This window comes from Bifidobacterium sp., assembly GCF_022647885.1.
GTDB lineage: Bacteria > Actinomycetota > Actinomycetes > Actinomycetales > Bifidobacteriaceae > Bombiscardovia.
In genome coordinates this window covers 1-25254 of the sequence record NZ_JALCLM010000001.1, presented here as the reverse complement: position 1 = coordinate 25254, position 25254 = coordinate 1, and the positions used below count along the sequence as shown (strand labels likewise).

General features: G+C 53.0%; 26 protein-coding genes. 14 read left to right on the top strand and 12 right to left on the bottom strand.

From position 1 onward, the window contains the following. Positions 1-25: 25 nt before the first annotated feature. A complete protein-coding gene (locus LKI20_RS00135) occupies positions 26-910 on the bottom strand; it encodes a transporter substrate-binding domain-containing protein (protein WP_291768160.1) in 885 nt (294 codons plus the stop codon). 1258 nt (positions 911-2168) lie between these two features. On the opposite strand from LKI20_RS00135, the gene LKI20_RS00130 reads away from it, so the two are divergent. The 4 genes from LKI20_RS00130 to LKI20_RS00115 all read left to right on the top strand — a co-directional run bounded on the left by LKI20_RS00130 (position 2169) and on the right by LKI20_RS00115 (position 5576). Beyond that, positions 2169-2369, top strand: a complete 201-nt coding sequence (locus LKI20_RS00130) for a hypothetical protein (protein ID WP_291768158.1) — start codon at positions 2169-2171, stop codon at positions 2367-2369. Between the two features lie 80 nt (positions 2370-2449). Beyond that, positions 2450-3163: a flavodoxin gene (locus LKI20_RS00125; RefSeq protein WP_291768156.1), complete on the top strand. Its 714-nt coding sequence runs from the start codon at positions 2450-2452 to the stop codon at positions 3161-3163. Positions 3164-3165: 2 nt separating this feature from the next. Beyond that, the gene (locus tag LKI20_RS00120; protein WP_291768154.1) at positions 3166-4437 is read left to right on the top strand and encodes an FAD-binding oxidoreductase; all 1272 of its coding nucleotides are present in this window, start codon (positions 3166-3168) and stop codon (positions 4435-4437) included. Between the two features lie 143 nt (positions 4438-4580). After that, positions 4581-5576 carry a helix-turn-helix domain-containing protein gene (locus LKI20_RS00115; protein WP_291768152.1) on the top strand — a complete coding sequence of 332 codons (996 nt, stop codon included), beginning with the start codon at positions 4581-4583 and terminating at the stop codon, positions 5574-5576. Positions 5577-5699: 123 nt separating this feature from the next. Here the strand turns inward: LKI20_RS00115 and LKI20_RS00110 are convergent, their stop codons facing one another. The 3 genes from LKI20_RS00110 to LKI20_RS00100 are packed head-to-tail and all read right to left on the bottom strand — an operon-like array spanning position 5700 to position 8193. Further along, positions 5700-6740, bottom strand: a complete 1041-nt coding sequence (locus LKI20_RS00110; RefSeq protein ID WP_291768150.1) for an NAD(P)-dependent alcohol dehydrogenase — start codon at positions 6738-6740, stop codon at positions 5700-5702. A 47-nt stretch (positions 6741-6787) separates the two neighbouring features. Next, positions 6788-7558, bottom strand: a complete 771-nt coding sequence (locus LKI20_RS00105; protein WP_291768148.1) for an SDR family oxidoreductase — start codon at positions 7556-7558, stop codon at positions 6788-6790. After that, a complete protein-coding gene (locus tag LKI20_RS00100; RefSeq protein WP_291768147.1) occupies positions 7549-8193 on the bottom strand; it encodes an NAD(P)H-binding protein in 645 nt (214 codons plus the stop codon). Before LKI20_RS00100 ends, LKI20_RS00105 begins: the two co-directional genes overlap by 10 nt. 255 nt (positions 8194-8448) lie before the next feature. Here LKI20_RS00100 and LKI20_RS00095 point away from each other — a divergent pair, with 255 nt between their 5' ends. Beyond that, positions 8449-9336, top strand: a complete 888-nt coding sequence (locus LKI20_RS00095) for a LysR family transcriptional regulator (protein ID WP_291768145.1) — start codon at positions 8449-8451, stop codon at positions 9334-9336. A gap of 46 nt (positions 9337-9382) precedes the next feature. On the opposite strand, the gene LKI20_RS00090 is transcribed toward LKI20_RS00095, so the two are convergent. Both LKI20_RS00090 and LKI20_RS00085 read right to left on the bottom strand, forming a co-directional pair. Further along, entirely contained in the window at positions 9383-10348 is a 966-nt protein-coding gene (locus LKI20_RS00090) for an SDR family oxidoreductase (protein WP_291768143.1), read from the bottom strand. Between the two features lie 195 nt (positions 10349-10543). After that, complete coding sequence (locus LKI20_RS00085; RefSeq protein ID WP_291768141.1) at positions 10544-11164, bottom strand: TetR family transcriptional regulator; 621 nt, start codon at positions 11162-11164, stop codon at positions 10544-10546. Between the two features lie 103 nt (positions 11165-11267). Here LKI20_RS00085 and LKI20_RS00080 point away from each other — a divergent pair, with 103 nt between their 5' ends. The 3 genes from LKI20_RS00080 to LKI20_RS00070 all read left to right on the top strand — a co-directional run bounded on the left by LKI20_RS00080 (position 11268) and on the right by LKI20_RS00070 (position 13478). After that, complete coding sequence (locus LKI20_RS00080; protein ID WP_291768139.1) at positions 11268-11516, top strand: hypothetical protein; 249 nt, start codon at positions 11268-11270, stop codon at positions 11514-11516. After that, entirely contained in the window at positions 11416-12714 is a 1299-nt protein-coding gene (locus LKI20_RS00075) for a DHA2 family efflux MFS transporter permease subunit (protein WP_366936175.1), read from the top strand. The genes LKI20_RS00080 and LKI20_RS00075 overlap by 101 nt, the downstream gene beginning before the upstream one ends. Before the next feature lie 65 nt (positions 12715-12779). Further along, positions 12780-13478 (top strand): Pr6Pr family membrane protein, encoded by a 699-nt coding sequence (locus LKI20_RS00070; protein WP_291768134.1) that lies wholly within the window; start codon positions 12780-12782, stop codon positions 13476-13478. A gap of 64 nt (positions 13479-13542) precedes the next feature. Here the strand turns inward: LKI20_RS00070 and LKI20_RS00065 are convergent, their stop codons facing one another. Then, positions 13543-14379, bottom strand: coding sequence for a helix-turn-helix domain-containing protein (locus LKI20_RS00065; RefSeq protein ID WP_291768132.1), 837 nt, complete (start codon positions 14377-14379; stop codon positions 13543-13545). 260 nt (positions 14380-14639) lie between these two features. Here LKI20_RS00065 and LKI20_RS00060 point away from each other — a divergent pair, with 260 nt between their 5' ends. The 3 genes from LKI20_RS00060 to LKI20_RS00045 all read left to right on the top strand — a co-directional run bounded on the left by LKI20_RS00060 (position 14640) and on the right by LKI20_RS00045 (position 16761). Continuing rightward, positions 14640-15233, top strand: a complete 594-nt coding sequence (locus tag LKI20_RS00060; protein WP_291768130.1) for a flavodoxin family protein — start codon at positions 14640-14642, stop codon at positions 15231-15233. A gap of 122 nt (positions 15234-15355) precedes the next feature. Then, positions 15356-16369: a zinc-dependent alcohol dehydrogenase family protein gene (locus LKI20_RS00050; protein WP_366936160.1), complete on the top strand. Its 1014-nt coding sequence runs from the start codon at positions 15356-15358 to the stop codon at positions 16367-16369. 59 nt (positions 16370-16428) lie between these two features. Continuing rightward, complete coding sequence (locus LKI20_RS00045) at positions 16429-16761, top strand: MoaF-related domain-containing protein (protein ID WP_291768128.1); 333 nt, start codon at positions 16429-16431, stop codon at positions 16759-16761. Here LKI20_RS00045 and LKI20_RS00040 read toward each other — a convergent pair. Next, entirely contained in the window at positions 16754-17395 is a 642-nt protein-coding gene (locus LKI20_RS00040; protein ID WP_291768126.1) for a DapH/DapD/GlmU-related protein, read from the bottom strand. The two genes, LKI20_RS00045 and LKI20_RS00040, sit on opposite strands and share 8 nt — an antisense overlap. After that, entirely contained in the window at positions 17389-18135 is a 747-nt protein-coding gene (locus LKI20_RS00035) for an SDR family oxidoreductase (RefSeq protein WP_291768124.1), read from the bottom strand. Before LKI20_RS00035 ends, LKI20_RS00040 begins: the two co-directional genes overlap by 7 nt. A 259-nt stretch (positions 18136-18394) precedes the next feature. Between LKI20_RS00035 and LKI20_RS00030 the strand changes: the two genes are divergently transcribed. Further along, the gene (locus LKI20_RS00030) at positions 18395-18943 is read left to right on the top strand and encodes a cyclophilin-like fold protein (protein WP_291768122.1); all 549 of its coding nucleotides are present in this window, start codon (positions 18395-18397) and stop codon (positions 18941-18943) included. A 72-nt stretch (positions 18944-19015) separates the two neighbouring features. Beyond that, positions 19016-19591, top strand: coding sequence for a cyclophilin-like fold protein (locus LKI20_RS00025; protein WP_291768120.1), 576 nt, complete (start codon positions 19016-19018; stop codon positions 19589-19591). A gap of 1112 nt (positions 19592-20703) precedes the next feature. Here LKI20_RS00025 and LKI20_RS00020 read toward each other — a convergent pair. The 3 genes from LKI20_RS00020 to LKI20_RS00010 form a co-directional block, all read right to left on the bottom strand. Beyond that, positions 20704-21363 carry a sugar O-acetyltransferase gene (locus tag LKI20_RS00020; RefSeq protein WP_291768117.1) on the bottom strand — a complete coding sequence of 220 codons (660 nt, stop codon included), beginning with the start codon at positions 21361-21363 and terminating at the stop codon, positions 20704-20706. A 74-nt stretch (positions 21364-21437) separates the two neighbouring features. Beyond that, on the bottom strand, positions 21438-22856 hold the full coding sequence (locus LKI20_RS00015; protein WP_291768115.1) for an MATE family efflux transporter: 1419 nt from the start codon (positions 22854-22856) through the stop codon (positions 21438-21440). Next, entirely contained in the window at positions 22849-23451 is a 603-nt protein-coding gene (locus LKI20_RS00010; protein WP_291773267.1) for a sugar O-acetyltransferase, read from the bottom strand. The genes LKI20_RS00015 and LKI20_RS00010 overlap by 8 nt, the downstream gene beginning before the upstream one ends. A gap of 168 nt (positions 23452-23619) precedes the next feature. Between LKI20_RS00010 and LKI20_RS00005 the strand changes: the two genes are divergently transcribed. Then, positions 23620-24546, top strand: coding sequence for a helix-turn-helix transcriptional regulator (locus LKI20_RS00005; protein ID WP_291768113.1), 927 nt, complete (start codon positions 23620-23622; stop codon positions 24544-24546). Positions 24547-25254: the final 708 nt, after the last annotated feature.

The following is a 25254-nucleotide window of genomic DNA, read 5'->3' as shown; positions in this document are numbered from 1 at the left end:
GATGCTGGAAAAGATTTGCAGCCACTCACTTCCAGTAAATGACGCTATCGACCTTATCGGCGCCCTTCAATTTGAAAACGTCCTCTCCATACCATTTTTCGCTCAACTTGGAGAGTGTGCCATCGTCCCGAAACTCCTGAAGCACCTTGTCGACATCCTTGCGCAGCTGTGAAGTCGAATCACCCTTGTGATAAAGGAAAACAGTGGGGAACAATCCGATGGAGTCGGTGAGCTTCAGGTTCAGATTGAGTTCATCTTTAATCGCTTCATATGAGGTATATGGATAGATTGCAGCATCATACTTTTTGGCTGCTACAGATTTCAACACATCTGCGACGGTTGCTGACTTCTCAGTGGCTCCTTCAAACTCAATCTTGTTGTTCGGGTTTTCCTCGTTGTATTGGTTGATGAGAGTGTAACGGGCATCGTCGGTAGGGATTGGCGCGAGCTTCTTGCCTGACTTGGCGAGGTCGGCTAAGGAATTGATGGTTCCTGCTTCGTCGGAGCGGATAATCAGGCGCGCGTCACTGAGTCCTGTGGGTTTCTTGGAATAATCGAAAGTCTGAAATCGCTCTGCAGTACCGTAGAAGGAGCAGCTCGCCAGACTGTACTTGCCGGACTGTAGGCCGGTCAGGAGTGCATCCTGCTGGAGTGTGGTGTACTTGAACTGGTACTTGGGCAACTTCTCATCGATTTTCTTCAGGAGTTCAAAATCATATCCTGTGTAGTTGCCATCTTCCTGATAGGTATAGGGCTTTTTCCCGGTTACGCCTGCAACATTGATGGTCTGAACACCGTTGCTGCTGTTCTGACCTGTTGATGAGCCAGAAGCAGACCCGCATGCACCAAGTGAAACGATTGTGGCTACGGTTACGAAAAATACGGCGATCCGTTTTGCAGAAAATGCCATTCCCTTATGTTCCCATCTCAGTTGGAGTAATTGTGGTTGCTTCTGGGTGATAACTCACGTTGGGCAACGAAAAATAACGGTATCACCACGCTGATTGAAAAGGAGTGTGTCGTTATTGAGACTCTCTGTCTCTGGATATAAGGAAAGTTTATAGCTCAGTAAGTGCTTGTCTTATCGGTATCTATGGTCTAGGTGCCGGCTAATCTCTTTCTATGTGTTTCAGCGATTATCTTGTGAGAAGTATCTGCCAAGGAATCCTAGCCGCTGAATTCAACACAACTTGGTCGCTGGCACAGTGCTTGAGAAGATTAACGTCGTTTCTAGTGCAGCCGTAATAAGCCCAATTGACTTTTATGATGAAGGCTGATCATGAACCACTTCGTCCTGACTCTTATGTCCGTGTGACAACGCATTGCGGTATCTTCCGTACTGACACCGATAAGACAGCTGGTCAGTCTGATACGGTGGACAGGCGATTACCCTTGGTGATCTCCCTGAGACAAAACAAACGGGGGAAGTGCTGAACGTAGAGTTCGACACTTCCCCCTGACGGTGGAGCTGAGTGGGTGCGTGTCGAACTTTATGAGGTTAAGGATTATCTGTTGCTGAAGGTGGCTTTATAGGTGAGCCAAGAATTGCTGGGAAATTGGGTTATATCTGTATAAGAATGGAGACTTTTGATTCGGCAGCATTAGATTTGCTCATACGTGGGGAAACCATTCATGCAATCGCTGCAAGTTATGGCTGTTGTAACGGATAAGGAGTTACTGGCTGCTGCCATACAAAGTGCTGCCTCTGTATCGTTATGCGAAACCGCTGCCCAAAGACCTGTAGTTTAATTGGCTTGCTTCTAGAATCTTCATCGCTTTGGTTATCCCCCTGAGGCAGAGATTGGGATCGTCCCGCAGATATTTCACGCTCTTTGAAAGGTCGTTACAATCGTCAAAGGTTTAGCGCTGAAGAAGAGTGATCCAAGTGACTGATAATTACAAGTATAAGAGTGCTGAACGTCGTTTTAGTGACGGATATGTCGTCAGTACACCGGTTCAAGCTCCTTTTCGTAGTTTATTTGAAGACTTGCCAGAAGTCATTCGTGATTGCTGCTGGAGTCTGTATCTAGTTTCGTCGCTTTATGGCGTTGGGGATACTGGTAATACTCCTTATGCGGGAAACTCCCATGTCTGGTTCCATGGTGATGTACTAGTGAAGATGCCCATAAGGATAACGGTTCTAGAGCCGTTATATTTCAGGAGTGCCAATGCGATTGAACCATGCTGTCTATTGGTCTGCAGTCTTCGTAGCATCACGCATTGTGATTTCTGATACCTGTGGGCCAAGTGCTGCATGTGATGTTCTCCGCCACCCAGTCCTACAAGATTTCAACGCAGTTGGGCATGCCGATGACATCGAACAAATTACGCGGCCTGAAGATCAAGGAGCAACTATTGAAACGCATTGAGCGTTGTCGTGTCCGATATTCGAAAGTTGCTAGCAATTGAGGAATAACCGACATTCGAGAATATCGAGGGGGAAGGTTGAATGATGCGGGAACGTTCTAAGCTCATCGCCCTGATGAGCATAATCGCTGTGGTATTCGCTGCATTGGTGGCGGTGAACATTCATTTTGGCTCATCCGGTCAGTCCAATCAGAATACAGCCGTGCCCGTGCATACCGATCTTCCACCGGAAACCGGCTCGTCCGCGCCGGAGGGGAACTCCTCGCAAGGTTCAGGTGGTCGGATATTGGTCGTCTACTTCTCAATGACCGGGCAGAATTATGGGGGTCGTGATCTGAAAGTCGGCAACACTGAGCATGTCGCCCAGTTCATCCATGAGCGGGTGGGCGGTGACATCTATCGCATACGAACAGTGCATGCATATCCAACGAATTACGATGACATCGTCAATCAGGCTGAGCAAGAGTTGGATAACCACGTCTTTCCGCAAATTACCGACGATCAGCCGGATACTGATGGGTATGACACGGTGTTCCTGGGATATCCGATATGGTGGGGCGAGCAGCCGATGCCGGTGCAGACCTTCATGCGTGACCACAATCTGAATGGGAAGACGGTCATACCCTTCGCTACGCATGAAGGCTCTGGATTCGGTAACTCGCTTTCAGTGTTGAATGAATATTATCCGAGGGCGACCATACGAGACGGCTTCCAGAAACGCGGCACCACGGTGGAGGACGATCTGTCCGGTACTCAAAACGAAGTAAACCAGTGGCTTCAAGGATTGGGGTATTGATTATGACACGCAAAGCGCTGTTTTGGCTTCTCGCCATACTGTTCCCTCTGCCAATGCTTCTTGTGCTCAACGCGTCGTTGAGTGATGTGTTTGAAGTGCGTTTGTTCATCATGCTCGGTGCGCTCGCCTATTCATGGTGGCTGGCGTCGATCCTGCTCAGTGTGCGTCCGTCATGGCTTGACCGGTGGGTTGGACTGCCGCAGGTATACATGCTGCACGGCGTGCTCGGTGTGACAGCGCTGTTGGCTGCATATCTGCACTTGGATAACACGCACGCGCATAGCCAACTAGCCGCAAATGTCGGGCATTGGGCATTCTATCTGTCTTTAGCGGTCGCCCTCTATTCGATCGTATTCATGAGCGGATGGCTCGTCGACAGATTCAGGTCAGTGGCCAAAGTGAAGCATTGCTTGGAGCATGTACTGCATCATCAGGTTTCCTTGTGGCTGCACCGATTGAACCTAATCGCGGTCGTGCTCATCGCCGTGCACGTCCATGTCATTGCACAGCTTCGTCAACACCTCGTGTTCATGATCGTTTTTGATTTGTATACGGTGGCGACCCTGGGTGTGTATGCGTGGAAGAAGTGGATAGCGCCGGATTCGTACCTGACCGGACTCGTAACGGAGAATCGGGCATTGAACGGATCGACCAGACAGGTGCGCATCACACTTGACAGCAGGTCTGCCGATATTCGGCCAGGCGACTTCTTCTTTATTCGATTCGAAGGGCCGGGTATTCCACGTGAGTGGCATCCTTTCTCTTTGACGGACGACAGCCAGGGTGTCGTGGTGTTCACTATCAGACAACTTGGTGATTACACAAGAACGGTTCCTCAGATACCGATCGGGACCACGGCGAGACTTGATGGCCCGTTTGGCAGATTCGACGGCATTATTCGTGAAAGCGGAGCCGGCAGGCCTCTCGTGCTCATCGGTATGGGTGCGGGTGTTGCCCCATTGCTTAGTCTCGCAGCAGGATACCTGCGGAACAGGAAAATCTCACTGCTGTGGTCGATTCACAGTCCCAATGACAATTACTACGCTGACCTGATTGACAACTATCGCAATAGCAGCGACGGCAGTTTCGATGCGCTTACCAGAGTCGGGCGCTTTACTCGTGACGCCCTGCAATCACAGCTTTCAGAAGAGCAGATCGGCAATGCGATCTATTTCATCGTCGGGCCGAATGCGGGAGTGCTGTCTACGCAGCGGACTCTGAAACGGCTTGGTGTTTCCACCGGCCGCATCCATCATGAGAGGCTCACCATGTGAGTTCTCAGTTTCGCTCCTTGGTCCCCTGACAGTGATACTTCAGAGCGCTTGGACCTGGCGAAGGACGATGCTAATACAGAGAAGAACCGTGGGTGATGTGCCTATCGAAGCCCACGGGATACATGCGTCAAGGAGTGCTGGCAATGGCCGAAGATAGTAGGACAATTGAGAGTATGACGCTCAATGCGGCAAAAGCCCAAGCGATATCCGGGCATCAGCCGGTTGATGCGAGCGATAGTCGTGCTCAGGCGCGATCTTTCCTGCTTTCACGGCGGGGGCGTGTGACTCCCGATCAAGTGGGATTGCCCGAAGGCAGAAATCGACGGGTCAAGGGTTTGCGGCGCAGCGAGGTGGCTGAGCTGGCTGGTATCAGTGTTGAGTACTACACCAAGCTCGAACGTGGCGCACTCTCCGGGGCTTCTGAGCAGGTGCTTGATGCGCTCTCGTGCGCGTTGCTGCTTGATGATGCTGAGCGTGAATATCTTTTCGATTTGGCCAAGGTGGGTGTTCCGCGTGCCAGAGCATCACATCGTCAAGCGCAACAAGCCTGGGCGCCCTCCCGTGGGCTGCAGTGGGTGCTGGACTCGGTGACGGTGGGCCCGGCATTCGTGCGCAACGGGCGTATGGATTTGCTGGCGACGAATATGTTAGCCAGAGCTCTCTATGATGAGGTGTTCACCATGCCGGGGCAGGGTGCGAATCTTGCGCGGCACACCTTCCTAGATGACCGCGCGTATGACTTTTACCCACACTGGGGCCAAATTGCCGATGCCACGGTGGCCATGCTGCGTACCGAAGCTGGACGCAACTCTCATGATGAAGGGTTACACGATCTGATCGGCGAGTTAAGCGTCCGTAGCGATGAATTCCGCACACGGTGGGCAGACGGCAACGTGCGTCATCATGGCTCGGGTTGCAAAAGTTTCAACCACTCCGCGGTAGGGGAGATGTGTCTTGCCTATGAAGGAATGATCATGGAATCTGACCCGAGACTGACCGTGACGATCTATACGCCCGAACCCGGGTCGCATTCGGCGCAGCGTATGCAGATACTCGCATCGTGGGCTGCGAACCGTTACGAGCAGCATGAGAGTTCATTCCGCGTGATGCACGAGACCATCGGGCAGGCACTGGATTGAGACGCATCGCCCACGTTGTTATCGTGTGGACGATGCGCAATACGCTTCGTGTGCGGGTGAGACCTTCATAATCTCCCGTTGGGCTTCAGGACAGCAGATCAGCCCAGCGAAGGCTCATGTGCTTCACGCGAACGTCGAGGCGTCGATGACGAACCTGTACCGAACGTCGGAGGACAGCACCCTCTTCCAGGCTTCGTTGATTTGGTCTGCCGCAATGACTTCGACAACTGCGGAAATGCCTTTCTCGGCGCAAAAGTCCAGCATTTCCTGGGTCTCTGCCACAGAACCTGTTACGGATCCCGCATAGGAGAGTCGCCTGGCGAGCAGTGATTGCACATGCAAGGACATCGCTTGGGCCGGCGCTCCGACATTCACCAAGGTTCCATCCTGCCGAAGCAACCCCAGGAACCTGTCAACCGGTAACGCGGCGCTGACGGTATTCACGATCAGGTCGAAGGTTCCGGCCAGCTCCACGAAGGTCTTGTCGTCGGCAGTGGCGTAATAGCGGTCTGCTCCAAGTCGCAGACCGTCCTCCATTTTGTTCAGGGTCCGTGACAGGACGGTGACCTCAGCTCCCATGGCGTGCGCCAGTTGAACCCCCATGTGGCCCAGACCGCCCAAACCGACGATCGCCACGCGCTTTCCAGGGCCTGCTCCCCAATGACGTAGTGGCGAGTATGTCGTTATTCCCGCGCACAGCAGTGGGGCGACGGTCTCAAATGGAAGAGCGGAGGGGACTCGGAGCACAAAATCCTCGTCCACGACGATCATGGAAGAATATCCGCCTTGTGTGATGCTGCCATCACGATCCCTGGACCCATATGCTTGAGTGTTGCCGTTCAGACAGTATTGTTCAAGTCCGGCTTGGCAGTTTGCGCAGATACCGCAGGAATTGACCATGGTTCCTACACCGACTCGATCTCCGACCTTGAATTTCGAGACCTCCGTACCGACGGCTGCCACTGTTCCGGCAATTTCATGTCCGACAGTGAGCGGGAACGGAGCTGGTCCCCAGTCGCCGTGGACGGTATGAATGTCGGAATGGCACACACCTGCCCAGGCGATGTGAATAACCACATCTCGAGGACCGGGGTCACGCCGTTCTATGGTTCCTGGTATCAGCGGATCGGTTTCAGAAGTCGCGACCAGTGCGTGTACATGCATAACAGAGTCCTTTCATTTGGTGTGTTCATGAATATGGGTCAAAGCTGTCAATCTTCCGCAAGCGGGCGAATGGATACCTCGTTGATCACCATGCGCTCGGGGGCCGCGATGGCGAATTCCACGAAACGTGCGATATCGTCTGGAGTGAGTGAGTGGTTGTGTTCATGCCAGGCAGAGACCACCTCCTGTGAGCGGGCCTCATCGCCGATCGACTCGTACAGTTGCGTGTCGACCATACCTGGTGCGACATAGGTCGTCTTGATGCCATTGCCGTGCTCCTCGCGCCGCAGGCCCTCCATGATGGCCCGTTCCGCGAATTTCGTGCCGCAGTAGACCGCTGCGCCCGGGTAGAGGTTATAGCCGGCCATTGAACCGGTTGCAAGGATATGACCGTATCCCTGTCGATGCATTACGGGAAGCACGGCGGATATGCCGTTCAGCAGGCCCATGATGTTGGTCTGCAGCATGCGTTGCCAATCGTCACGTTTGCCCTCGCTCAATGTGCTCAGTGGCATGATCCCTGCATTGTTGAACAGGGCATCCACCTTTCCGAAACGCTCCACGGAGAGATCAACGAGATGTTGCACGTCATCAAAGTTGCTGACATCGGTGGCTGCATACGCATACCGACCAGACGGAAGGAGCCCGGCGAGTTCCTCGAGTTTGTCCTCGCGTCTTGCTCCGAATACGATTCTCGCACCATGCTCGGCCAGCCGTTGGACAGTGGCCATGCCGATGCCGCTGGATGCTCCCGTAACGATGATCGCTTTTCCTTGAACGCTCATCGTGTCTTCCGAATCCGTTGTCGTCACATCCATGCTGGTTTGTCTCCCTCGGTGTTTGGTTTTTCGATGCCGATGCTGTCATTTGGATACAGATCCGGATCTTTGAGAAGGCGTACAACAACATCTGCGACACTCTTGCGGGACACTTCGGTTCCGGTGGGAGCTTCGGTTTTTTCCGTGATGTTGTAGTCGATCTCGTCGTGGTTGGTCAGCCAAGTCGGACGAATCTGCGTGGTGTTGATCGATTTTTCGGCGTTGATCAATGCATCCGACTCGCGGAAACCGGGCAGATAGTCCTTGATGGCGCGTTCGTTCCATTCGCCGAAAGCTCCTGGCACCTCATGGAGCGCACCTATGGCGCTGAAGAATATGAGGCGTGTTCGTCCCGTGGCCTTCATTGCCGAAAGAATATGCCGTGTGGAGTCGGCGAGGTCGATGCCTCCGATGTTCGAGTAAACGATGTCGACACCGTTCATGGACTGCTCAAGCGTTGTGGAATCGTGCACATCCCCTTCTGCGATCGTTACGCGTGGGTTGTCGACAAAACGCTTCAGCCGCTGCGCGTCGCGCAGGAAGAGAAGCAGCTGGTCGTCGCTTTCCTGCAGCAGCCTTTCAACGATCAGTTGCGCGGTGGCGCCGTTGGCTCCCAATATCAGTATGCGTTTCATGATGCTTACCTGCTTCCTGATGAATTCCCCTATTGCCGAGGGTTTTGCAGGGTGAATTGGATGACTCGTGGCACGGGGGAAGTTTCCCCCATCATTGATGATCCTCTCGCCACGCATGAACGTGCACGGCACCGCGTCGTCGAGTTTTCACCTGTTCGCCTTCGATAACCATGAATGGTATGGCTGTCAATACCGTCTGTCTAATGCCTATAATGAATATATACATATACATTTACTGAATACTGAGGCTAAACCGTGGAATTACGAGTACTGAGGTATTTTGTAGCCGTTGCGCAGGAGGGAAACATCTCGCACGCAGCTGAAAGCATGCGAGTGTCCCAGCCCACAATATCCCGCCAACTCAAGGAACTCGAGGATGAGCTCGGGGTGAAGCTATTCGAGCGGGGAAGCAGAACAGTCACATTGACCCAGGCGGGGGAGTATCTGCTGACCCAGGCGCATCAGATGCTGGCCATCAGTGACAAAACTACAGCGAATATTCAGCAAACGAAGCAAATCAGCGGAAGTATCATCGTCGGTTGTGCTGAGGTGCCGATGATCGACACGCTTGCCAAAGCTATACAACGCTTGTCGGAAATTGCTCCGGAGGTTACCGTAAATGTGTATAGCACGGATGCCGACGACGTTCACGAGCGTATGAACTCTGGCGTATTTGATTTTGGCGTGGTGATGGAGCCTACGATAAAGAATGACTATCACTTTCTGCGTTTACCCGGCACTACACCGTGGGGCTTGCTGATGAAATCAGATTGTGCGCTCGCACAACGGCAGGTGATTACTCCAAAGGATTTGGATCAACAACGGATCATAGTTTCACAACAGAAAAGCAGCGCGAATCTCGTGAACAGCTGGCTTGGGAGCAGTGATATCGGAATTAACATCGTTGCTACGTACAACCTCTTGTACAATGCCTCCAAACTCACAGTGGCCGGGGTCGGTCCTTGTCTGTGTATTGACGGGATAGTAAACACTGAAGGCAGCGAACTCACATTCGTTCCGCTGTCGCCAAAATTGGAGGCCCGTGCAAGCCTGGTTTGGTCCAAGAGTAATCAACTCTCACCAGCAGCTAATGCCTTCCTTGATATTTTCAGGAATGTTTCCTCTGACATTGGTGTTGATTAGCTGGCAATTCAGCGCTCAGATGTGTATTGGAAGGGCTTGGACGCGCTTATTGAGGCAGCTCCACCCCTGTGCGTTGCTCTAGAGCTGTGAATAGTCTGCGTTGCACCTCAGGATCTTGGCTTTGAGGATTCATCGGGAAGGCCTGGTCTTTGAACAGAAATTGCCCTGTTCCCGCGACCTCTCCTTCCACTAGCCTGACTTGGGTCATATATCCGGTCTTGAGAGTGTCCGGTGTGGTGGTATTGCCGTCAGCGAATCCCATTTTGGTTGGCACCCAGCCGGGGGTCACCGCATTGACCTGTACGTTAGACCAATGAGCAGCCAGATAATTCGACATGGTCAGAAGGTACAGCTTCGTATCATGATAGCTGGTCTGAGGATTGGCGTCGATGATTTTGGCTTCGTCGAACGATCCGGAACTCTGCAAGTCGGACGAGAGATATATCAGTTGTTTCGGTTTATCCATCAACGCCGTCAAGACGTATGGTGACAGCACGTTGACGGTGAGCAACTCTTCGGGTTCGCCGGTGTATATCCCCGCATTGTGGATGACGGCATCAAATGGTCCCAGACTATTGAGCTCGTCGGCAAGTTCTCTGCTGCGGTCGAGATTGTTGAAATCGCCGACCACTACGGAGTCCAAACCGGGAAGATCGCGCCTGGCATCTGCCGCACGCTTGTCGCCGCGGGCGTGGGCGACAACACTGAATCCTCTATGGATGAGATAGTTTGCAGCCAGTTGGCCGATGCCGGCTGTCGAACCGGTCACCAGTACCTTGCTTCCGCGGAATCTGGCGTCCTCCTCCACGTTCTCGTTGATCCAACGCATTTCCTCGGCCACTTCAGGCGTGTTATAGCTATCGGCTCCGAACTGCCCGGAATTCGAAGTGTCCGCAGTGCTCGTGGGTGCCATGGTCTCTTGCCTCCTGAATGCGGCAATGAGTAGCGCCGCTATGACCAGCACCGCGATGACGCTGGCTGATACTACTAGAGCCTTGGGTTTCTTGTACATATTGTCTCCTTGACTTGGTCGAGATTCTCGCTGGTCGTTCGTCGGGTGTGACAAATCGGTACTATTGCTTACCGATACGTGTATCTGGATGGCTGTACGCTCTGATTTAGTGTGGGATTACTTGGTGCCAACGATGTTGTTGGGTCGCTTATTATTCTGCTGCGTGATCATCAGTGTGGCTTAGCTTTTCCTGGTTCACTCTTGCGATGTGGCTTCTCGAAGTAATTTGCGTGCCGTATCGAACATGGAGATGAGATCGTCAATGGATTGCTTCGTCGTGTCTCTTCGCCATCCTTCAATTGCGGCACGAAGGGTTGCTGCGGCTACTTCAACGGCCAAAGACGCTGCCAATGTGTTCCCGCTCGGCCAAGTCCGGTCCAGCCGTTGTTTGAAGTGACGCAGGGTGGCAGCATCTCTCGCGGCTGAGGCGTCTTGCAGGGCGGGTTCACGTTCTATCAGACATTGAGCGGAACGCAGCCCTGTCTGGTCCATGTGACGGAGTGTTTTCAGATGCTCTCGATACACCTGTTCGAGCTGAGTCAATACGTCGCTTATGCTTCCGGTGAACTCAATATCATCGATGGCTTCGTCAAGGAGTCTGTTTCCGGCGAGCACGGCATCCTCTTTGCTTGGGAAATAGCGGAAGAACGTACGCGTCGATATTCCGGCAGAACGTGCTATGTCGTCAACAGTGGTTGAGGCAAAGCCATTGGTCTCTATGAGCGATAAGGCGACCTGTTGTACGTCGCTAACCAATTGCTGTCTCCTGCGTGCTCGAAGATCCCTGATCTGAGGTCTTTGGATGGAGTTGGTCATCCTGTTCCTTCCGAAGAATCGGTCATGCCGCCAGCGGAATGAAACTGGCATTCAATGCCATGTTGTCATACTTTGCCATATACTGACAAATCGAAAAGGAGTGATGATGATGGTCAAAGAGTCACGTGATGCGCCGACAGCGGTCGCTTCCGAAACACCGAGAATAATCGGAGTCATCGCTCTGTTAGTGGGTGCGACCTTCGTCACGGTGCTCAATGAGACGGTTATGGGGGGTGGCCATACCGCGTTTGATGCAAGAGATGAACATCACGGCGGCGACGGCACAATGGCTGACCACGGCGTACATGCTGACCATGTCCGTGGTGATTCCCATGACTGGATCGGTACTTGACCGATTTAGTACGCGAACGGTGTTCTTCACGGCTATGACCTTGTTCATTTCAGGCACGGTGTTGGCGATTGTTGCACCTAGCTTCGCCGTGCTGCTGTGCGCCAGGGTGATTCAGGCTGGCGGCAGTGCACTGATGATCCCGCTATTGATGACCACGGTAATGACCTTCATCCCGGTCACTAAACGTGGTCAGATGATGGGGTGGATCTCCGTGGTCATCTCCGTCGCACCCGCGATAGGGCCTACGATTTCAGGTCTGGTATTGGAATTGTTGAGTTGGCGCTGGTTGTTTGCCATCATGGCGCCGGTAGCCGTGGTGACTACGATCATTGCTTTCTTCTCACTCAGTAACGTAAGCCAGGCGCGACCGGCTCACTTCGATATGCCATCAATCATGCTGTCGGTACTTGGTTTCGGGGGCATTGTATTCGGGCTCAGCAGTATCGGTGAGTCCAGCGAGGGGGATGCGCCGATATCTCCGTTGGTGCCTCTTGTCATTGGAGCGGTCGCTTTGGTGATGTTCGTACTCAGGCAGCTGCATCTACAGCGTACGGACCAGGCATTGCTAGATTTGCGACCTTTCCGACATCGAGGGTTTGCCATGCCTTTGGTGATGGTCGCGATAACCATGAGTGCGCTATTTGGCACTCTAATCCTCCTGCCGCTGTTCCTGCAGAGTGTGCGTGGTCTGAGCACCCTGGAAACAGGACTAGTTCTTCTGCCGGGAGGAGTGGCGCAAGGTGCTGCATCGCTGATTGTGGGTCGTCTCTATGACAGGTACGGCGCGAGGCCTTTAGTCATTCCCGGAACGTTGGTGATGCTTGCGTCTCTTGGCTCATTTGCGTTTCTGGGAAGGCATACGACAGTCTGGCTGGTGGTGTTGTTCTATGCGGTGCTGAGTTTGGCGCTCGCCTTCGTCACCACTCCGCTGCTCACCAGTTCTCTTGGTTCCCTGCCCTCCAGGCTGTATTCCCATGGCAGTGCGATAGCAAATACCGTGCAACAGTTGGCTGGGGCGGCGGGCACCGCTCTATTCGTGACGGCACTGTCCCTGAGCTCCGCTGCCGCGCGAGCAGGGGGCCTCGCACCTATGGCAGCGCAAGAAGCTGGTATGCGCGGCGCATTGAGTCTAGGGGCCGTTCTTGCCATAGTGCCTGCGATTATGTCCTTTTTCGTCGATAGGCCGAGCTCGTCATGAGGCAAGGTGCAGCTTCTTGCAGAAAGTCATAAGCACATACACCATCACCGTTGGGAGAACTATCCATGATAATCAATACACGTTCATGTGCCGCCATATACAGAGCGGTCACCGTTATTACCGCGGGGATAGCTGTTTCTCGTGTCATAGGCGTGGGGACGACCCATTTCGCTCCTGGAGGGTTGTTATATTACACGTCGATGAGCAATCTGCTTGGTATGGCATGGTCTCTGTATGCCCTTATCGTGACGCTGGTATCCATAGGTAAATATGACCGACGTGCATCTGCGTCGGTTTGTCCAAGACTCGGAGCGGGTGTGGCTCTTGCGATTCTCGTTACCCTGTTGATTTATTTGACGATACTCGCCCCTGCGTCATTCACTCAGGGTTCCGGGTATCAGCCCTTTACCCTGACCGATGATCTGGTGCATATCGTCGTCCCCCTGCTGCTCATAGGCGATTGGCTGATCTTCGCCGATAAAGGTGTGCTGCGTTGGTGGGATCCACTGTGGTGGGCGCTTATTCCATACGCGTATGCGGCGTATGCCTTGATTCGACCTGTCTTTACTTCGGCGCAGTGGCCTGGTGGAGGGCATTATCCATATCAGTTCCTCGATGTCGAGCACATCGGCTGGGGAGGGGTGGCTGTAAACATCCTTGTGCTGACTGTGGTGATTGAAGCCATTGCTTTCCTGATGGTCGCCCTCGATAGACGGTTGGCTGTGTTGAAGAATCGACGGTCCTGTGCCGCGGTCAATGGGTGAGCGGTGCGGTCGAATGGGTGCTTTTACGCAGCGGCTGTTGTGTAAAAGCACCTGCTTCGTATTGTCAGGGCTTGGGAAGTGCCGCCAATCGTTGTAATGCATGATACGTCTGGCTGCCGGGTTTGGCGGTCCAAATGATGATTTGCTGGTCAGGATCCTGCGCAGGGGATAAGGCCTGCCATTCGAGTTCCAGGATACCCACTCTCGGATGGTTGAGCTTTTTAAAACCAGTGGCTTTATTGGAGACTTCGTGGGATTTCCAGAGAGCATCGAAACTTCTATCATTTGCAGACAAGTCTTTAAGAAGAGCTAGAAGTCTTGGATCGTTGGGATTTTGTGCGCTGAACATACGCAGACGGGCAACTGCCAGGTTGACCACATCATCCCAATCGACATAGAGGTCACGCATAGCCGGTTGCATGAACAACAATCGGATGAAATTGCGTTTAGTGGGTGGAATAGTTGCGAAATCCGTAATCATTGCCGCAGCAAGATGATTCCATCCGATGATATCGGTGCGTTGCCCAATAACGAAGGCCGGTGTGGTAGCAAGGTCATCCAGCATGCGTTGTAACGGTGGTTGAATGGTTTCAAGCGTCTGCTCGCTGTGTGGCACGGTCTTCTGTGCGAGACGGAACAGATAGGCGCGTTGGTCGCCGTTCATATGCATCACATAGCTAAGGTCATCCAATATGGCTGATGACGGTGGAATTCTGCCTTGTTCGATACGTGTGTAGTATTCAACGCTGATCCCAACGAGGTGCGCGATCTCTTCGCGTCGCAATCCGGGAACACGGCGAGGTCGTTCAGTATGCAATACGTCGAATTGTTCTGGACGGAGTCTGGCACGTTGCGCGCGCAGGAAATCACCCAGTTCTTTCGTTCGTCTGTCAGTGTCCATATGTTCATTATGCACATGAGGATGTCGATGATGGCTGACTTGTTTCTGAAGCCTTCAATTCGGTGCGTTGGACCGTACAAAGTTCGCCAAGAGGGAACTCGATGACTTGTGTAACAGGGGAATGCCATCTAGAGAATCTAGCGCGCAGTAGTCAGAAGGATGGGGGGTAGAAATAATGGCCATGTTAGATGTGTCCTCTGAGCCTAGCATGGGTCAACAGCCGGCAACAAGATACTGTTCACACCAAAAGGAGTCCAACCATGACCGAGATCACACCAACCGTAGCCATTGCATATCATTCAGGATACGGCCACACGGCTGCTGTGGCCGAGGCTGTCGCCAAGGGGGTCAAAGCCGGTAATGCGAAGGCCATCCTCATTCCGGTGGACACCATCAACGATGAGCAATGGAAGCAACTCGACGAGGCCGACGCGATTATCTTCGGTGCGCCGACCTATATGGGGGGTGCATCGGCAGCGTTCCATGCCTTCGCGGAGACGAGCAGCAAACGGTATTTCACTCAGAAGTGGGCAGGGAAACTCGCTGCCGGCTTCACCAATTCCGGTGCCAAGGCTGGTGACAAATCAATTACCTTGGCTTGGTTCCAAGCTTTTGCGGCACAGCATGGCATGCAGTGGATCAATTTGGGCATATTGCCAGGGTGGGCATCCACCACGGGCAGTGAAGATGATTTGAACCGGCTCGGTTTCTTCGGTGGCGCTGCCGTCCAGAGCCCAGTTGATGCGGGTGTTGAGGCAATGAGCGCATCCGATCTGAAGACAGCTGAGCACCTTGGCACGCATGTGGCACAGCAGTCGCTCGTGTGGCTGCGTGGCGTCCGGGCTGCTGCCTGAAATACATGGATTCGGCAGCGATTTCGCCTGTGCCTTTGCAGTGTATATGTAACGGCTGATGCGGCCGTACTTCACGAATAGTACATAAATCAAATAGTTCACAACTAAGAAGGAGCAGTCTCATGCGTGGTGTTGTTATGAAAGCAGCGAGGGATGTCAGAGTCGAGGATCTGGAGGAACCTCGCATAATCGAGGCGACGGATGCCGTTATCAGACTTACCGCCGCCTGCATCTGCGGTTCGGATTTGTGGCCCTATAGAGGTATAGAAAGCGTCAAAGACCAGCCAATGGGGCACGAGTATGTCGGCGTCGTCGAAGAGGTCGGTGCGGATGTCACCACCGTTGCGCCGGGGGACTTTGTTATTGGTTCTTTCTGCCTTTCTGACGGCACTTGTGAAATCTGCAAGGCCGGGTACCCATCCAGGTGTGCCCATGGCGGGTTCATGTCAGGGGCGCAGGCTCAGAAAGCTCGTATTCCTCTGGCTGACGGCACTTTGGTTAAGACTCCGGGGAAGCCTGATGACGATTTGATTCCATCGCTGCTCGCTGCTTCAGATGTGCTTGGCACTGGTTGGTTCGGAGCCGTAGCCGCTGAGGCTGGTCCCGGCAAGACGGTCGCGGTCGTCGGCGATGGAGCTGTAGGTCTGATGGCGATTCTGGCGGCCAAGCAATTGGGCGCGGAACGCATCATCGCGATGTCGCGTCACGAATCACGCCAGAAGCTGGCACGCGAATTCGGGGCCACGGATATTGTCGAAGAGCGTGGAGAAGAAGGAATCGCGAAGGTCAAGGCGCTCACCGGCGGATACGGCGCACACAGCGTCGTTGAGGCGATGGGGACGCAGGAGTCCATGCTCCAGGCGATTCATTCGACAAGGCCAGGTGGCCATGTCGGTTTCGTTGGCGTTTCGCATGATGTCAACCTGCCTGGTGATGATCTCTTCTTCTCTGAAGTGCATCTTTTTGGTGGTCCGGCTCCTGTGCGCCGCTTCCTGCCGCAGCTCATCAAGTTGATTTGGGATCGCAAAATCAATCCCGGAAAGGTCTTCGACCTCACGCTTCCTTTGGAGGATGCGGCTGAGGGCTATAAGGCCATGGATGAGCGTCGCGCCATCAAGGTGCTGCTGCGCCCGTAATACAAGACGATTGTCGGTTGTTGCCACGGCCGATACCTGCAACCCAGTAAGGAAATATCATGGAATTACAAGCACGACACCCAGCCATCGGACAGACTTGGCTGGCCGACCTAGGGCCGGATACGCCCTTGGGGCATTTCACTGTTGAAATCAGTTTTACCGAAGACAAAGTTTCGTTCTTTGTGACCGGAGGTGCCATCAAGGGACGTTCGGAAACGATGGATTACACATGCACCAAGCTGCGCGAAGGTCTGTATGTGGTTCGCTGGGCCGAAGAGGCGGGCGACTATGTGACGCACATCGAGGACTACGATGAAGGTACTTGCATGGCCAGCTCGGTTGTTGGCGGACAGTTCATCCAGCTCTCCGGAACATGGACGCGAGTTAAATAACGGTGGAGTCGATGGTGTGGTGCTGGTGTGACCTCAAATGAGAGCACACCAGCACCACACCAACCGTTTTGATGATCTTTGCGGGTACGCCCGCGACAACTGCCCGTTCGGGCACATCCCTGGTGACCACCGCGCCGGCGGCCACCACTGCACCGTCTCCTATGGTGACACCCGGTGTGACGGTGGCATGAGCCCCAATCCATACGCGTTTTCCGATCGTCACTGCTGCAGGATGCAGGTTGGCACGCAGTTCAGGATCCAGATCGTGGTTGAGCGTAGCCAGCACCACGGAATGCCCTATGAGTGTGTCATCGCCAAGGGTCAGCCCTCCCTGGTCCTGAAAATTGCACCCCGCGTTGATGAACACCCTTTTGCCGAGGCTGATGTTTTTCCCGCAATCCGTATAAAACGGTGGAAACAGTCCGAACTCATCGTCGACCGGCTTGTCGATCAGACGAGAGAACAATTCACGAATCTCTTCTTTGGTGTGAAAACGGTAGTTGAGGTCGCAGGTGATTCGTTGTGCTTCCTCGCTGAGTTGAATCATCTGGCGATGGCAGGTGGAACCGCCGATGACGGTGTTGCCTTGTCGTAGCTTGAGCAGCACATCCTGATATTCGGATTTGTTCACCATGGCTGGTCCGTTGGTCCTATGGTGATTTCACTGACATCGGTGTCTTCAGGCAGATCTATGGCAAACAGTACCGCTCTGGCGATGCGTTCAGGGTCGATTTGATAGGTGTCATAGATATGTTGCATATCCCGCGCGGAATCGGCATCCGAGATGGTATCGAGCAACTCGGAGCGAATGGCGGCCGGGTAGAGTGTTGTGGTTCTGATGCGGTTGGTTTCCAGACCGGATTCCATTCTGAGAACTTCCATGAGGTCGCGCAGCGCCCATTTTGTGGCTCCGTAGACGGCACCTCCCGGATAGGCTTTGAGACCAGCTACGGATGAGGTCGCCAGCACATGCCCTGAATGCTGCTCCTTGAAAACAGGGATCACAGACTTGATGCCATTGAGCACACCCTTGAGATTCACGTCGATCATTGCATTCCACTCGTCTGCATGAAGGGCTGAAAGCCGAGAGTTCGGCATCAACCCAGCGTTGAGGAATATTGCGTCCACTCGTCCGTAAGTGTGCTTCGCCAAGGAGACCAAAGCATCATTGTCTTCTGGTTTGGTGACATCGCAAACCTGGTATACGGCTGTTCCGTCAGCAGTCCTGATGGTGTCGCAGAGTTCACTCAGACGTTCTTCCCTGCGTGCGCCAAGCACCAGTTTCGCGCCGTGTTTCGCTAACATCAGGGCGGTCGCTTCACCGATTCCCGATGATGCGCCCGTGATGATGATGACCTTGTCTTGTATCGCCATATTACCGTCCTTAATTCACGCGACTGTTATGCGAAGGACAATATACGTGCGCCATATCATTATTTCAAATACCTATAGTGCAGAGATATTTATAGCTATTTTGCATGTTGTCAGATGGGCTGACGAACAATTCGCACCTAGCTACTATGTATAGATAGTAAGCATAGGTTTGTATTTGTTATAGGTATTTGATATGGAATTCTCTTTTTAATACGATAAACGTCAAGCAACGGGAAGCTATACGGAAATCGGGGAGATCATGAAGGACTATATGCGTCATGCCGTGAGTTCACTGGTGGCCATTGTGGCTATGACTGCCCTGATCGCGGGTTGCGGGCAAGGCGAGAAGACCGGCAGTCCAGATCGTGAATCATCTAGCTCTACAGATGTCTCTGGTACAAGTTCACCGCAACCGTCTTCTTCGGACGAGGGCTCAACAACGAAGGAAGACAGTCAGAATATGAATATCACGGTCACAGTCAAGGGCACTGATTTCCGCGCTCAATTGGCAGATAACGAGACTGCCCGTGCCTTTCGTAACAGGCTTCCACTGACTCTCAGCATGGAGGACATGAATAGTAACGAAAAGTTCCACTATCTCGATGAGTCCCTACCGAATAATCCCAGTCGTGTGAATGAGATCGCCAATGGTGATCTCATGCTGTTTGGATCGGACTGTGTTGTGCTGTTCTATGAAGCTTTCGATACATCCTTCTCATATACGCGTATCGGCCAAGTGATCGATCCGGAGCGTCTTGCCGCCACGCTTGGACGAGGTTCGGCCAATGTCTCTTTCCGTGTTTCGTAGACCGTATTCAGCTGTCCGCACGTCATCAGCCATGCAGTCAATGTACTTTCGTCAGGATAGGAATTCACAGACATGAAGAAATTCAGGAACATACCAGCAATAGCAGTAGCGGTATTGATGCTCGCCGCATGCGGTGGAACAGGTGCTGCTGACGATGGCGGATCAAGTGCCGCAGTCACCGGCGAATCAAGTTCGGTGCAGTCCGACAATTCGCATCGAGTTGCGCGTGACGGTGCGCAGATGCAGACCACGGACAAGTCAAAATCCACGCGAGTGCTGAACGGCGGCACCAAAATACGGATGCACTTCGGCGACACGGTGATTCCCGGAAGACTCAATGACAGCAGCGCGGCCAAACAGCTTATTTCGATGCTGCCGTACACAGTGCATATGAGCCGATTCTCGCATGATTTCTGTGGTGTGATGGACAAGCCGCTTACCGACTACACGCAGGACGAAGTGCACTACGGCTGGCTGAATGGCGATATTGATTTTGCCCAGGATGCAGACTATTTCACGGTGTTATTCCAGGATGAGGAGCGGTCCGAACAGTTCGGAGACCAGATTAACCTCGGTGTAGTCGATGGCGATCTTTCGGCGATAGCAAATCTCGAAGGCAGCTACGACGTCAGAATTGAACTTGCTTGAAATCTTCGGGAATGCATACTCTCGCTGAGAAATCAAGAATCCCGTTGAGAACGCATAGACAGAAATGTTGTACTGGCGGCATCGTAGGTTTCCTGTTAATTGCCTTTACATTTACACGGACCTTGGATTTATTTTGGTGAAATTAATACTCAGCAGTTCTTCGCTATCGGTTTGAGAGAAGCTCTATGCTATGCGTTTCGATCTTCGCTGGTATTTGAGAACACCGAGGCTCCACAATGTTTTGGGATGTTGAGAATCGATTCGCTAAGCAAGTAAGAACAGATAGGCACTTTTGCCACACTGTTCCTATTGCTTACTCTGACCCGAAGAGGCTCAGCATAATTCCAGAGCACGAGTATTGAATATTCGTTTAGAATTTTCGGCCATTCAGGTTTTATACCATTGCGCTCTCTTGTATATGGTCCCTCGACAGATCAGGTTAGATTATATAGAGATTCAGTGCATTTATATGCAGGGCTCCGACTCTGGGATTATCTTGTTCGGCTTGTTCTTGCTCCCATTTTATATGCAGGATAGCTTGTCTGTTGATGCATGAAAGATCGTACCCAATATAAGTTTTTTGGAAAGCAGAAGTTGGTGGTGCAACGACTCTTTGCTTTCATCAAGGTTTCCCAACATCTCATTGATGAGTTTGATGACGTGAAGCGAGACGCGTAGCTCAGCACCAAGGAATCCGTACACAGTGGCATCCGCGTTTCTAACATATTGTGAGCGCAATCTGAGTGGCAACCCTGGTCACTACAAAGAGCTGTTCTCCCAAGGATGCGATTATTTTAGATACGAGGCGTGGGCGGCGCCTAAGTTAAAGGGTGTGTCGTAGATCGGGTTTGTTGTAAAGCTGGTCGACAGTTTCCCTCGTGTTTGTGTTGTGGCGCTAGCTGGTTGTCTTTGGTGGTAAAGGCTGGTTCTTCCTCATTCAGACTTTCAGACAATATCGTTGTGTTTGCGGATCTTCGCTCGTGTTTTGGATAGTGGCTGCTTACTGATCTGGTAGTGCAAGTCCCGTTGGAAGGTCCTCCAGCAAAGTGGACTGTTTGGGATTGTTCAGGTTTTGCTTTGTTGGAGGTACTATGGCCGCTGAAAAAAACCACTTATTTTTCAGATTGGAACGGTTGGTCCCTGAGCTGTCGTTCTTCGTCCAGATCCGATGGGTCGAAGGGGTGCCCGTGATTGTAGTTGTTGAGGTCGTCAGGGCCGATCTCGCGGAGTATTCTGCATGGGTTGCCGACCGCTACGACGTTTGCGGGGATGTCTTTGGTGACTACGCTTCCGGCGCCGATTGTGGTTCCGGCTCCTATGGTCACTCCTGGGCAGATCGTCACTCCGGCTCCTATCCAGCAGTCGTTGCCGATAGTGACGGGGCTGGCGTACATGTAGCCTCGCATAGCTGGGTTGATGGGATGGCTGACGGTTGCGATGTTGACATTTGGTCCGAACATGACATGGTCGCCGATGGTCAGTGTTCCGTCGTCGATGAAATTGCAACTCCCGTTGATGTATGTGCCGCTGCCGACCTTGATGTGGGTGCCGTACGCAAAGCAGAACGGTGGTTCCACCCAGAACCTGGCAGCTTGTTGCGCGCTGATACCGAAGATTCTGGCGATGAGCGCCGCACGCTGCTCCACATCGGCGGGGTCGCTGGTGTTGAACTGGTACATCAGTCGCTTCGCGGCGGTCCGCTCTTCGGGAAGGCCTTCGCAGTTGTCGGTGAACAGCAGCCCTTCGTTGATTCGTTCGCGCATGGTTCTCATGTCAATCCGCTCCTTTACATTGCTTTCGTGGTCTGTAATTATTGTGGCCGATGCCTGGCAGGGCATCGAATGAATTAGTCGCTTGTCGCCCGAGTGACGTTGTGCAGCCAACGGTATCGCCGGTAGTGGGCGAATACTGCAGGCAGTTTGATGATTTCGTCGACGTTGAGCAGCGCATATACCCAAAGCACCGGCAGTTTCCAGGTGAAGGCCGCCATGATGCCGAGTGGGATTACGATGATCCACATGGTCACACTGTCGCACAACAGTCCGAAGCGTGCGTCCCCTCCTGCGGGGAAGATGCCCGCGACGGTTGTGGAGTTGATGGATTTGCCGATCACGTAATACGAGCAGATGATGAGCATCCCTGATAGGTACTCGTTGGCGCGCGGCGAGAGATTGGTGGCGTGCAGGATGAATGGGCGTAATAGCAGGATGACGCCACCCGTGAGCGCACCGACCGCTATTGCTAGATGGCAGAGTTTTCGGGCCGTCTCCTTGGCATCCGACAGCCTGTTTTGACCGAGCAGGTTTCCGATGTAGATACCTCCTCCGTTACCCAGGCCCAAACAGAAACAGACCACGAGGTCCTTGACGATGTTCGCGATGGAGTTCGCGGCAATCGCGTCGGTATTGAGGTGCCCCATGATGACGGTGTACATTATGAAACCGCCGCCCCAGACGATTTCATTGCCGAGCACCGGCAAGCAGTATCTCCAGTAATCACGTTCCAGCACTCGTTGCGTGTGCAGCATCAGGGTTGGTTGCACGCGGATTCGGCCTCTGCGTAGTGAATGCAAAAGAGGCCAGATACATTCGAACGCTCGAGAGACGATTGATGACAAGGCGGCGCCGAGGATGCCTAAAGCAGGGAATCCGAAGTGACCATAAATGAGCATTGCATTCACAATGATGTGTATGAGCACGCCGACAGAGCTGACCACCGTGCTCATGACCACGAATCTCGTGTTCTTCATCAGACACAGATAGATCTGGGATATTCCCAGGAACACGTATGACACCGCGGACACCCGAAGGTACTGCGCGCCGAGCGTGATCAGCGTGGGATCGTTGGTCATTACCTGCATGAGAGTCCGGGGAATCGTGACGAGCACTGCGCAGAATATGAGAGACAACAGCACGGCGTATCTCATGACGCATGCCAGAATCGACTCGATGGCATGCGTATTACCTGCACCCCAGTATTGGGCTACGAGGATACTCATGCCCAACGTCAGGGCGGCGAGGAAAAGGCTGAAGAAGAATTGGTATTGCGCGGCAAGCGAGGCCGCAGCAAGCTCCTCCTGACCTATCCCTGCCAGCATCAATGAATCCGCGGATGAGGACAGCGCAAGCATGAATTGCTGAAATGCTATCGGTCCAGCCAAAGGCAGCACCGAGCTCAGAAAGAGGTGCCATTGCGTCGGTTGCCTACCGTTACGATCCCGGAGTTCGGTCCGGTCTCGGGGCGGCGACGTCGGGTTCTTACTCATCGCTGCTTTTGCTGCGTCGGTATGCCCTGGCTTTGTCCATCCAATATCTCCGGTCTTCGTCGGAGATTCGGCGGATCACGCGGCAGGGATTGCCAACCGCCACTGAATGTGGGGGAATGTCCTTGACCACCACAGAACCGGTTCCAATAACGACATCGGAACCGATGGTGATGCCTGGTACCACCACTACATTGCCTCCAAACCAGACATCGTCCCCGATGGTTATCGGCAGCGCGCCTTCCATCTGTGCGTTGCGAACCGTTGCGTCTATCGGATGATAGGGGGTGTACAGGCCCACTCGTGGTCCGAAAAAAACGTTGTCGCCTATGGTGATGCGCGCGACATCTAGGAATATGCAATCCATGTTGGCGTAGAAGTTCTTGCCGATAACAATGTTCGAACCGTAATCGCAGTTGAACGGCGGCTCCAGCCAGGCATTCTCGCCCAGAGCCCCGAAGAGTTCATCGAACAGTTTCATGCGTTCGTCGAATGCGTCCCAAGCGGAGGTGTTGATAGCCCAGACCAATCTGCGTTTGCGACTGTTGTCTCGTGCCAGTTCAGGATCCTGAGCGATGTACAGCTCACCGGAGAGCATGCGTTCTTTCTCTGTTTCAGGTGTTGATTTTGTATCCACGCGACCACTGTAATGAAAGATACGCTCAAAAAACCCTGGAATATTGACAAATACTGCTCTAAAAATAGTAATATTTACCAAATTAATCTACGCTCAGACCGTATGGATGCACATACGTATGCAGGCAATATGGAAGAGTCTCGTCGCAATGCCGCGATGGCATTGAATTGTCCCAGCGCCATCACTGTGAGGCCTGACGGGTCTGAGTCGGTGCGGTACATGTATCCGACCACATTCCTGTATCTTCAGCAAGGTCGCCTCAGTCTGTACCCAAGGATGAGGGCAATCTGCCACTGGCATATGGATCTGGAATTCACCAGGGTCCTCAAAGGTCACATGATGTATTTCGTGAACGGAGAGATCGTTCGCGTCGATGAAGGCGAGGCCATCTTCATCAATTCCAGAGCGCTACATTACGGTTTCTCCGATGACGGTGAGGAATGCGATTTCTATTGCGCACTGATACATCCGATACGGGTCGGTGCTCCGCCTGAAGTATATCGGCACTTCATCCTGCCTCTTATAGAAAACAAGGACATCCCGTTTGCTTTGTTGAGGCCCGATGATTCGATCGGACGAGACATCGTTCACCAACTCGATCGATTATTCCAAGCGTCCGACGACAGGACGTTAGCCATCACGGCGCTCAGCGCCTTCTTCTCCATCATCGCGGACCTGGTCGAACGAGAGGAACCCCGTGCGCAGAATAACCCTGCATCTACGCATCAAGATACGACGCTCTCGGCAATGCGGGCAATGACGGATTATATCCAACGTCATTACATGGAAAACATCACGCTCCGCGATATAGCGCGTGCAGGTGCCGTGGGACGCAGCACCTGCGGGTCAATCTTCCGACACAACCTCGCTCAGACGCCGATGCAATATACCGTCAGCATGAGAGTCCATGCAGCAGCCGGACTGCTCAGGGACACCGAACTCCCAATGGTGTCAGTGGCAAAGAACACAGGTTTCTCATCAGCTAGTTACTTTGCTAAAATCTTTAATAAAGTCATGGGATGCACGCCGAAAGCGTTCCGCAACACACATGATTAACCTGACGGTTTTTTTACGGCAGAGGCAAGTTCCGAAATGGCACTTGATTAGTGTGACGGTCCTTGTTGTTTCATGACCGCTCAACAATCTCTGGGAAAGAAGATTCGCTTCCTGGAAGGTGCATGGAATCTTGTCTACGATCTCGCCACTTCCGCGGCAGTTATGGCCGTCTGAGTGCAATGTATATGATCTGGATTGCGACGTCCCTTTGAACCTTCCAAATCTGTTTTTGAAGCCTCAGACCATGGGCTTCGCCAAGGGTCTGCCAGAACTGCCGCTTATGCTGCCGGCCGCATATGAAGAGAACAGTGGTAACTGTTTGACCTGGTACCGATATTGGTCACGACATCGTGTAACAAGGACTCGGGCTTGTTGATGCAGGGACAGCCCCACGTGAAACATGTCGCCGAATTTCCACATTGCCAAAATCGCGTCGGTATCCGTTGCGATAGCGATAGCCTGCACACCTGATTTTCAACGTTCGTTGTTACGAAGTGACACGCCGTTGAAGACCTTATACTCTGGGGCTATTTCGGAGAACCATTCGAATACTCCGTCGACAAGATCTTCGTGGGGGACAAGACACTGACTATCGCATCATGGTTCTTCGACGGCGGGCAGGTAATCAGCCTCGCTGATCTCCCCAAAGCAAAACAAACGGGGGAAGTGCTGAACATAGAGCTCGACACTTCCCCCCCTCAGGTGGAG

Bases quoted from the DNA above. Each gene is read 5' to 3' on its own strand.
- LKI20_RS00135 (WP_291768160.1), bottom strand. From the start codon at position 910: ATGGCATTTTCTGCAAAACGGATCGCCGTATTTTTCGTAACCGTAGCC.
- LKI20_RS00130 (WP_291768158.1), top strand. From the start codon at position 2,169: ATGCGATTGAACCATGCTGTCTATTGGTCTGCAGTCTTCGTAGCATCA.
- LKI20_RS00125 (WP_291768156.1), top strand. From the start codon at position 2,450: ATGATGCGGGAACGTTCTAAGCTCATCGCCCTGATGAGCATAATCGCT.
- LKI20_RS00120 (WP_291768154.1), top strand. From the start codon at position 3,166: ATGACACGCAAAGCGCTGTTTTGGCTTCTCGCCATACTGTTCCCTCTG.
- LKI20_RS00115 (WP_291768152.1), top strand. From the start codon at position 4,581: ATGGCCGAAGATAGTAGGACAATTGAGAGTATGACGCTCAATGCGGCA.
- LKI20_RS00110 (WP_291768150.1), bottom strand. From the start codon at position 6,740: ATGCATGTACACGCACTGGTCGCGACTTCTGAAACCGATCCGCTGATA.
- LKI20_RS00105 (WP_291768148.1), bottom strand. From the start codon at position 7,558: ATGGATGTGACGACAACGGATTCGGAAGACACGATGAGCGTTCAAGGA.
- LKI20_RS00100 (WP_291768147.1), bottom strand. From the start codon at position 8,193: ATGAAACGCATACTGATATTGGGAGCCAACGGCGCCACCGCGCAACTG.
- LKI20_RS00090 (WP_291768143.1), bottom strand. From the start codon at position 10,348: ATGTACAAGAAACCCAAGGCTCTAGTAGTATCAGCCAGCGTCATCGCG.
- LKI20_RS00085 (WP_291768141.1), bottom strand. From the start codon at position 11,164: ATGACCAACTCCATCCAAAGACCTCAGATCAGGGATCTTCGAGCACGC.
- LKI20_RS00080 (WP_291768139.1), top strand. From the start codon at position 11,268: ATGATGATGGTCAAAGAGTCACGTGATGCGCCGACAGCGGTCGCTTCC.
- LKI20_RS00075 (WP_366936175.1), top strand. From the start codon at position 11,416: ATGCAAGAGATGAACATCACGGCGGCGACGGCACAATGGCTGACCACG.
- LKI20_RS00070 (WP_291768134.1), top strand. From the start codon at position 12,780: ATGATAATCAATACACGTTCATGTGCCGCCATATACAGAGCGGTCACC.
- LKI20_RS00065 (WP_291768132.1), bottom strand. From the start codon at position 14,379: ATGGACACTGACAGACGAACGAAAGAACTGGGTGATTTCCTGCGCGCG.
- LKI20_RS00060 (WP_291768130.1), top strand. From the start codon at position 14,640: ATGACCGAGATCACACCAACCGTAGCCATTGCATATCATTCAGGATAC.
- LKI20_RS00050 (WP_366936160.1), top strand. From the start codon at position 15,356: ATGCGTGGTGTTGTTATGAAAGCAGCGAGGGATGTCAGAGTCGAGGAT.
- LKI20_RS00045 (WP_291768128.1), top strand. From the start codon at position 16,429: ATGGAATTACAAGCACGACACCCAGCCATCGGACAGACTTGGCTGGCC.
- LKI20_RS00040 (WP_291768126.1), bottom strand. From the start codon at position 17,395: ATGGTGAACAAATCCGAATATCAGGATGTGCTGCTCAAGCTACGACAA.
- LKI20_RS00035 (WP_291768124.1), bottom strand. From the start codon at position 18,135: ATGGCGATACAAGACAAGGTCATCATCATCACGGGCGCATCATCGGGA.
- LKI20_RS00030 (WP_291768122.1), top strand. From the start codon at position 18,395: ATGAAGGACTATATGCGTCATGCCGTGAGTTCACTGGTGGCCATTGTG.
- LKI20_RS00025 (WP_291768120.1), top strand. From the start codon at position 19,016: ATGAAGAAATTCAGGAACATACCAGCAATAGCAGTAGCGGTATTGATG.
- LKI20_RS00020 (WP_291768117.1), bottom strand. From the start codon at position 21,363: ATGAGAACCATGCGCGAACGAATCAACGAAGGGCTGCTGTTCACCGAC.
- LKI20_RS00015 (WP_291768115.1), bottom strand. From the start codon at position 22,856: ATGAGTAAGAACCCGACGTCGCCGCCCCGAGACCGGACCGAACTCCGG.
- LKI20_RS00010 (WP_291773267.1), bottom strand. From the start codon at position 23,451: ATGCTCTCCGGTGAGCTGTACATCGCTCAGGATCCTGAACTGGCACGA.
- LKI20_RS00005 (WP_291768113.1), top strand. From the start codon at position 23,620: ATGGAAGAGTCTCGTCGCAATGCCGCGATGGCATTGAATTGTCCCAGC.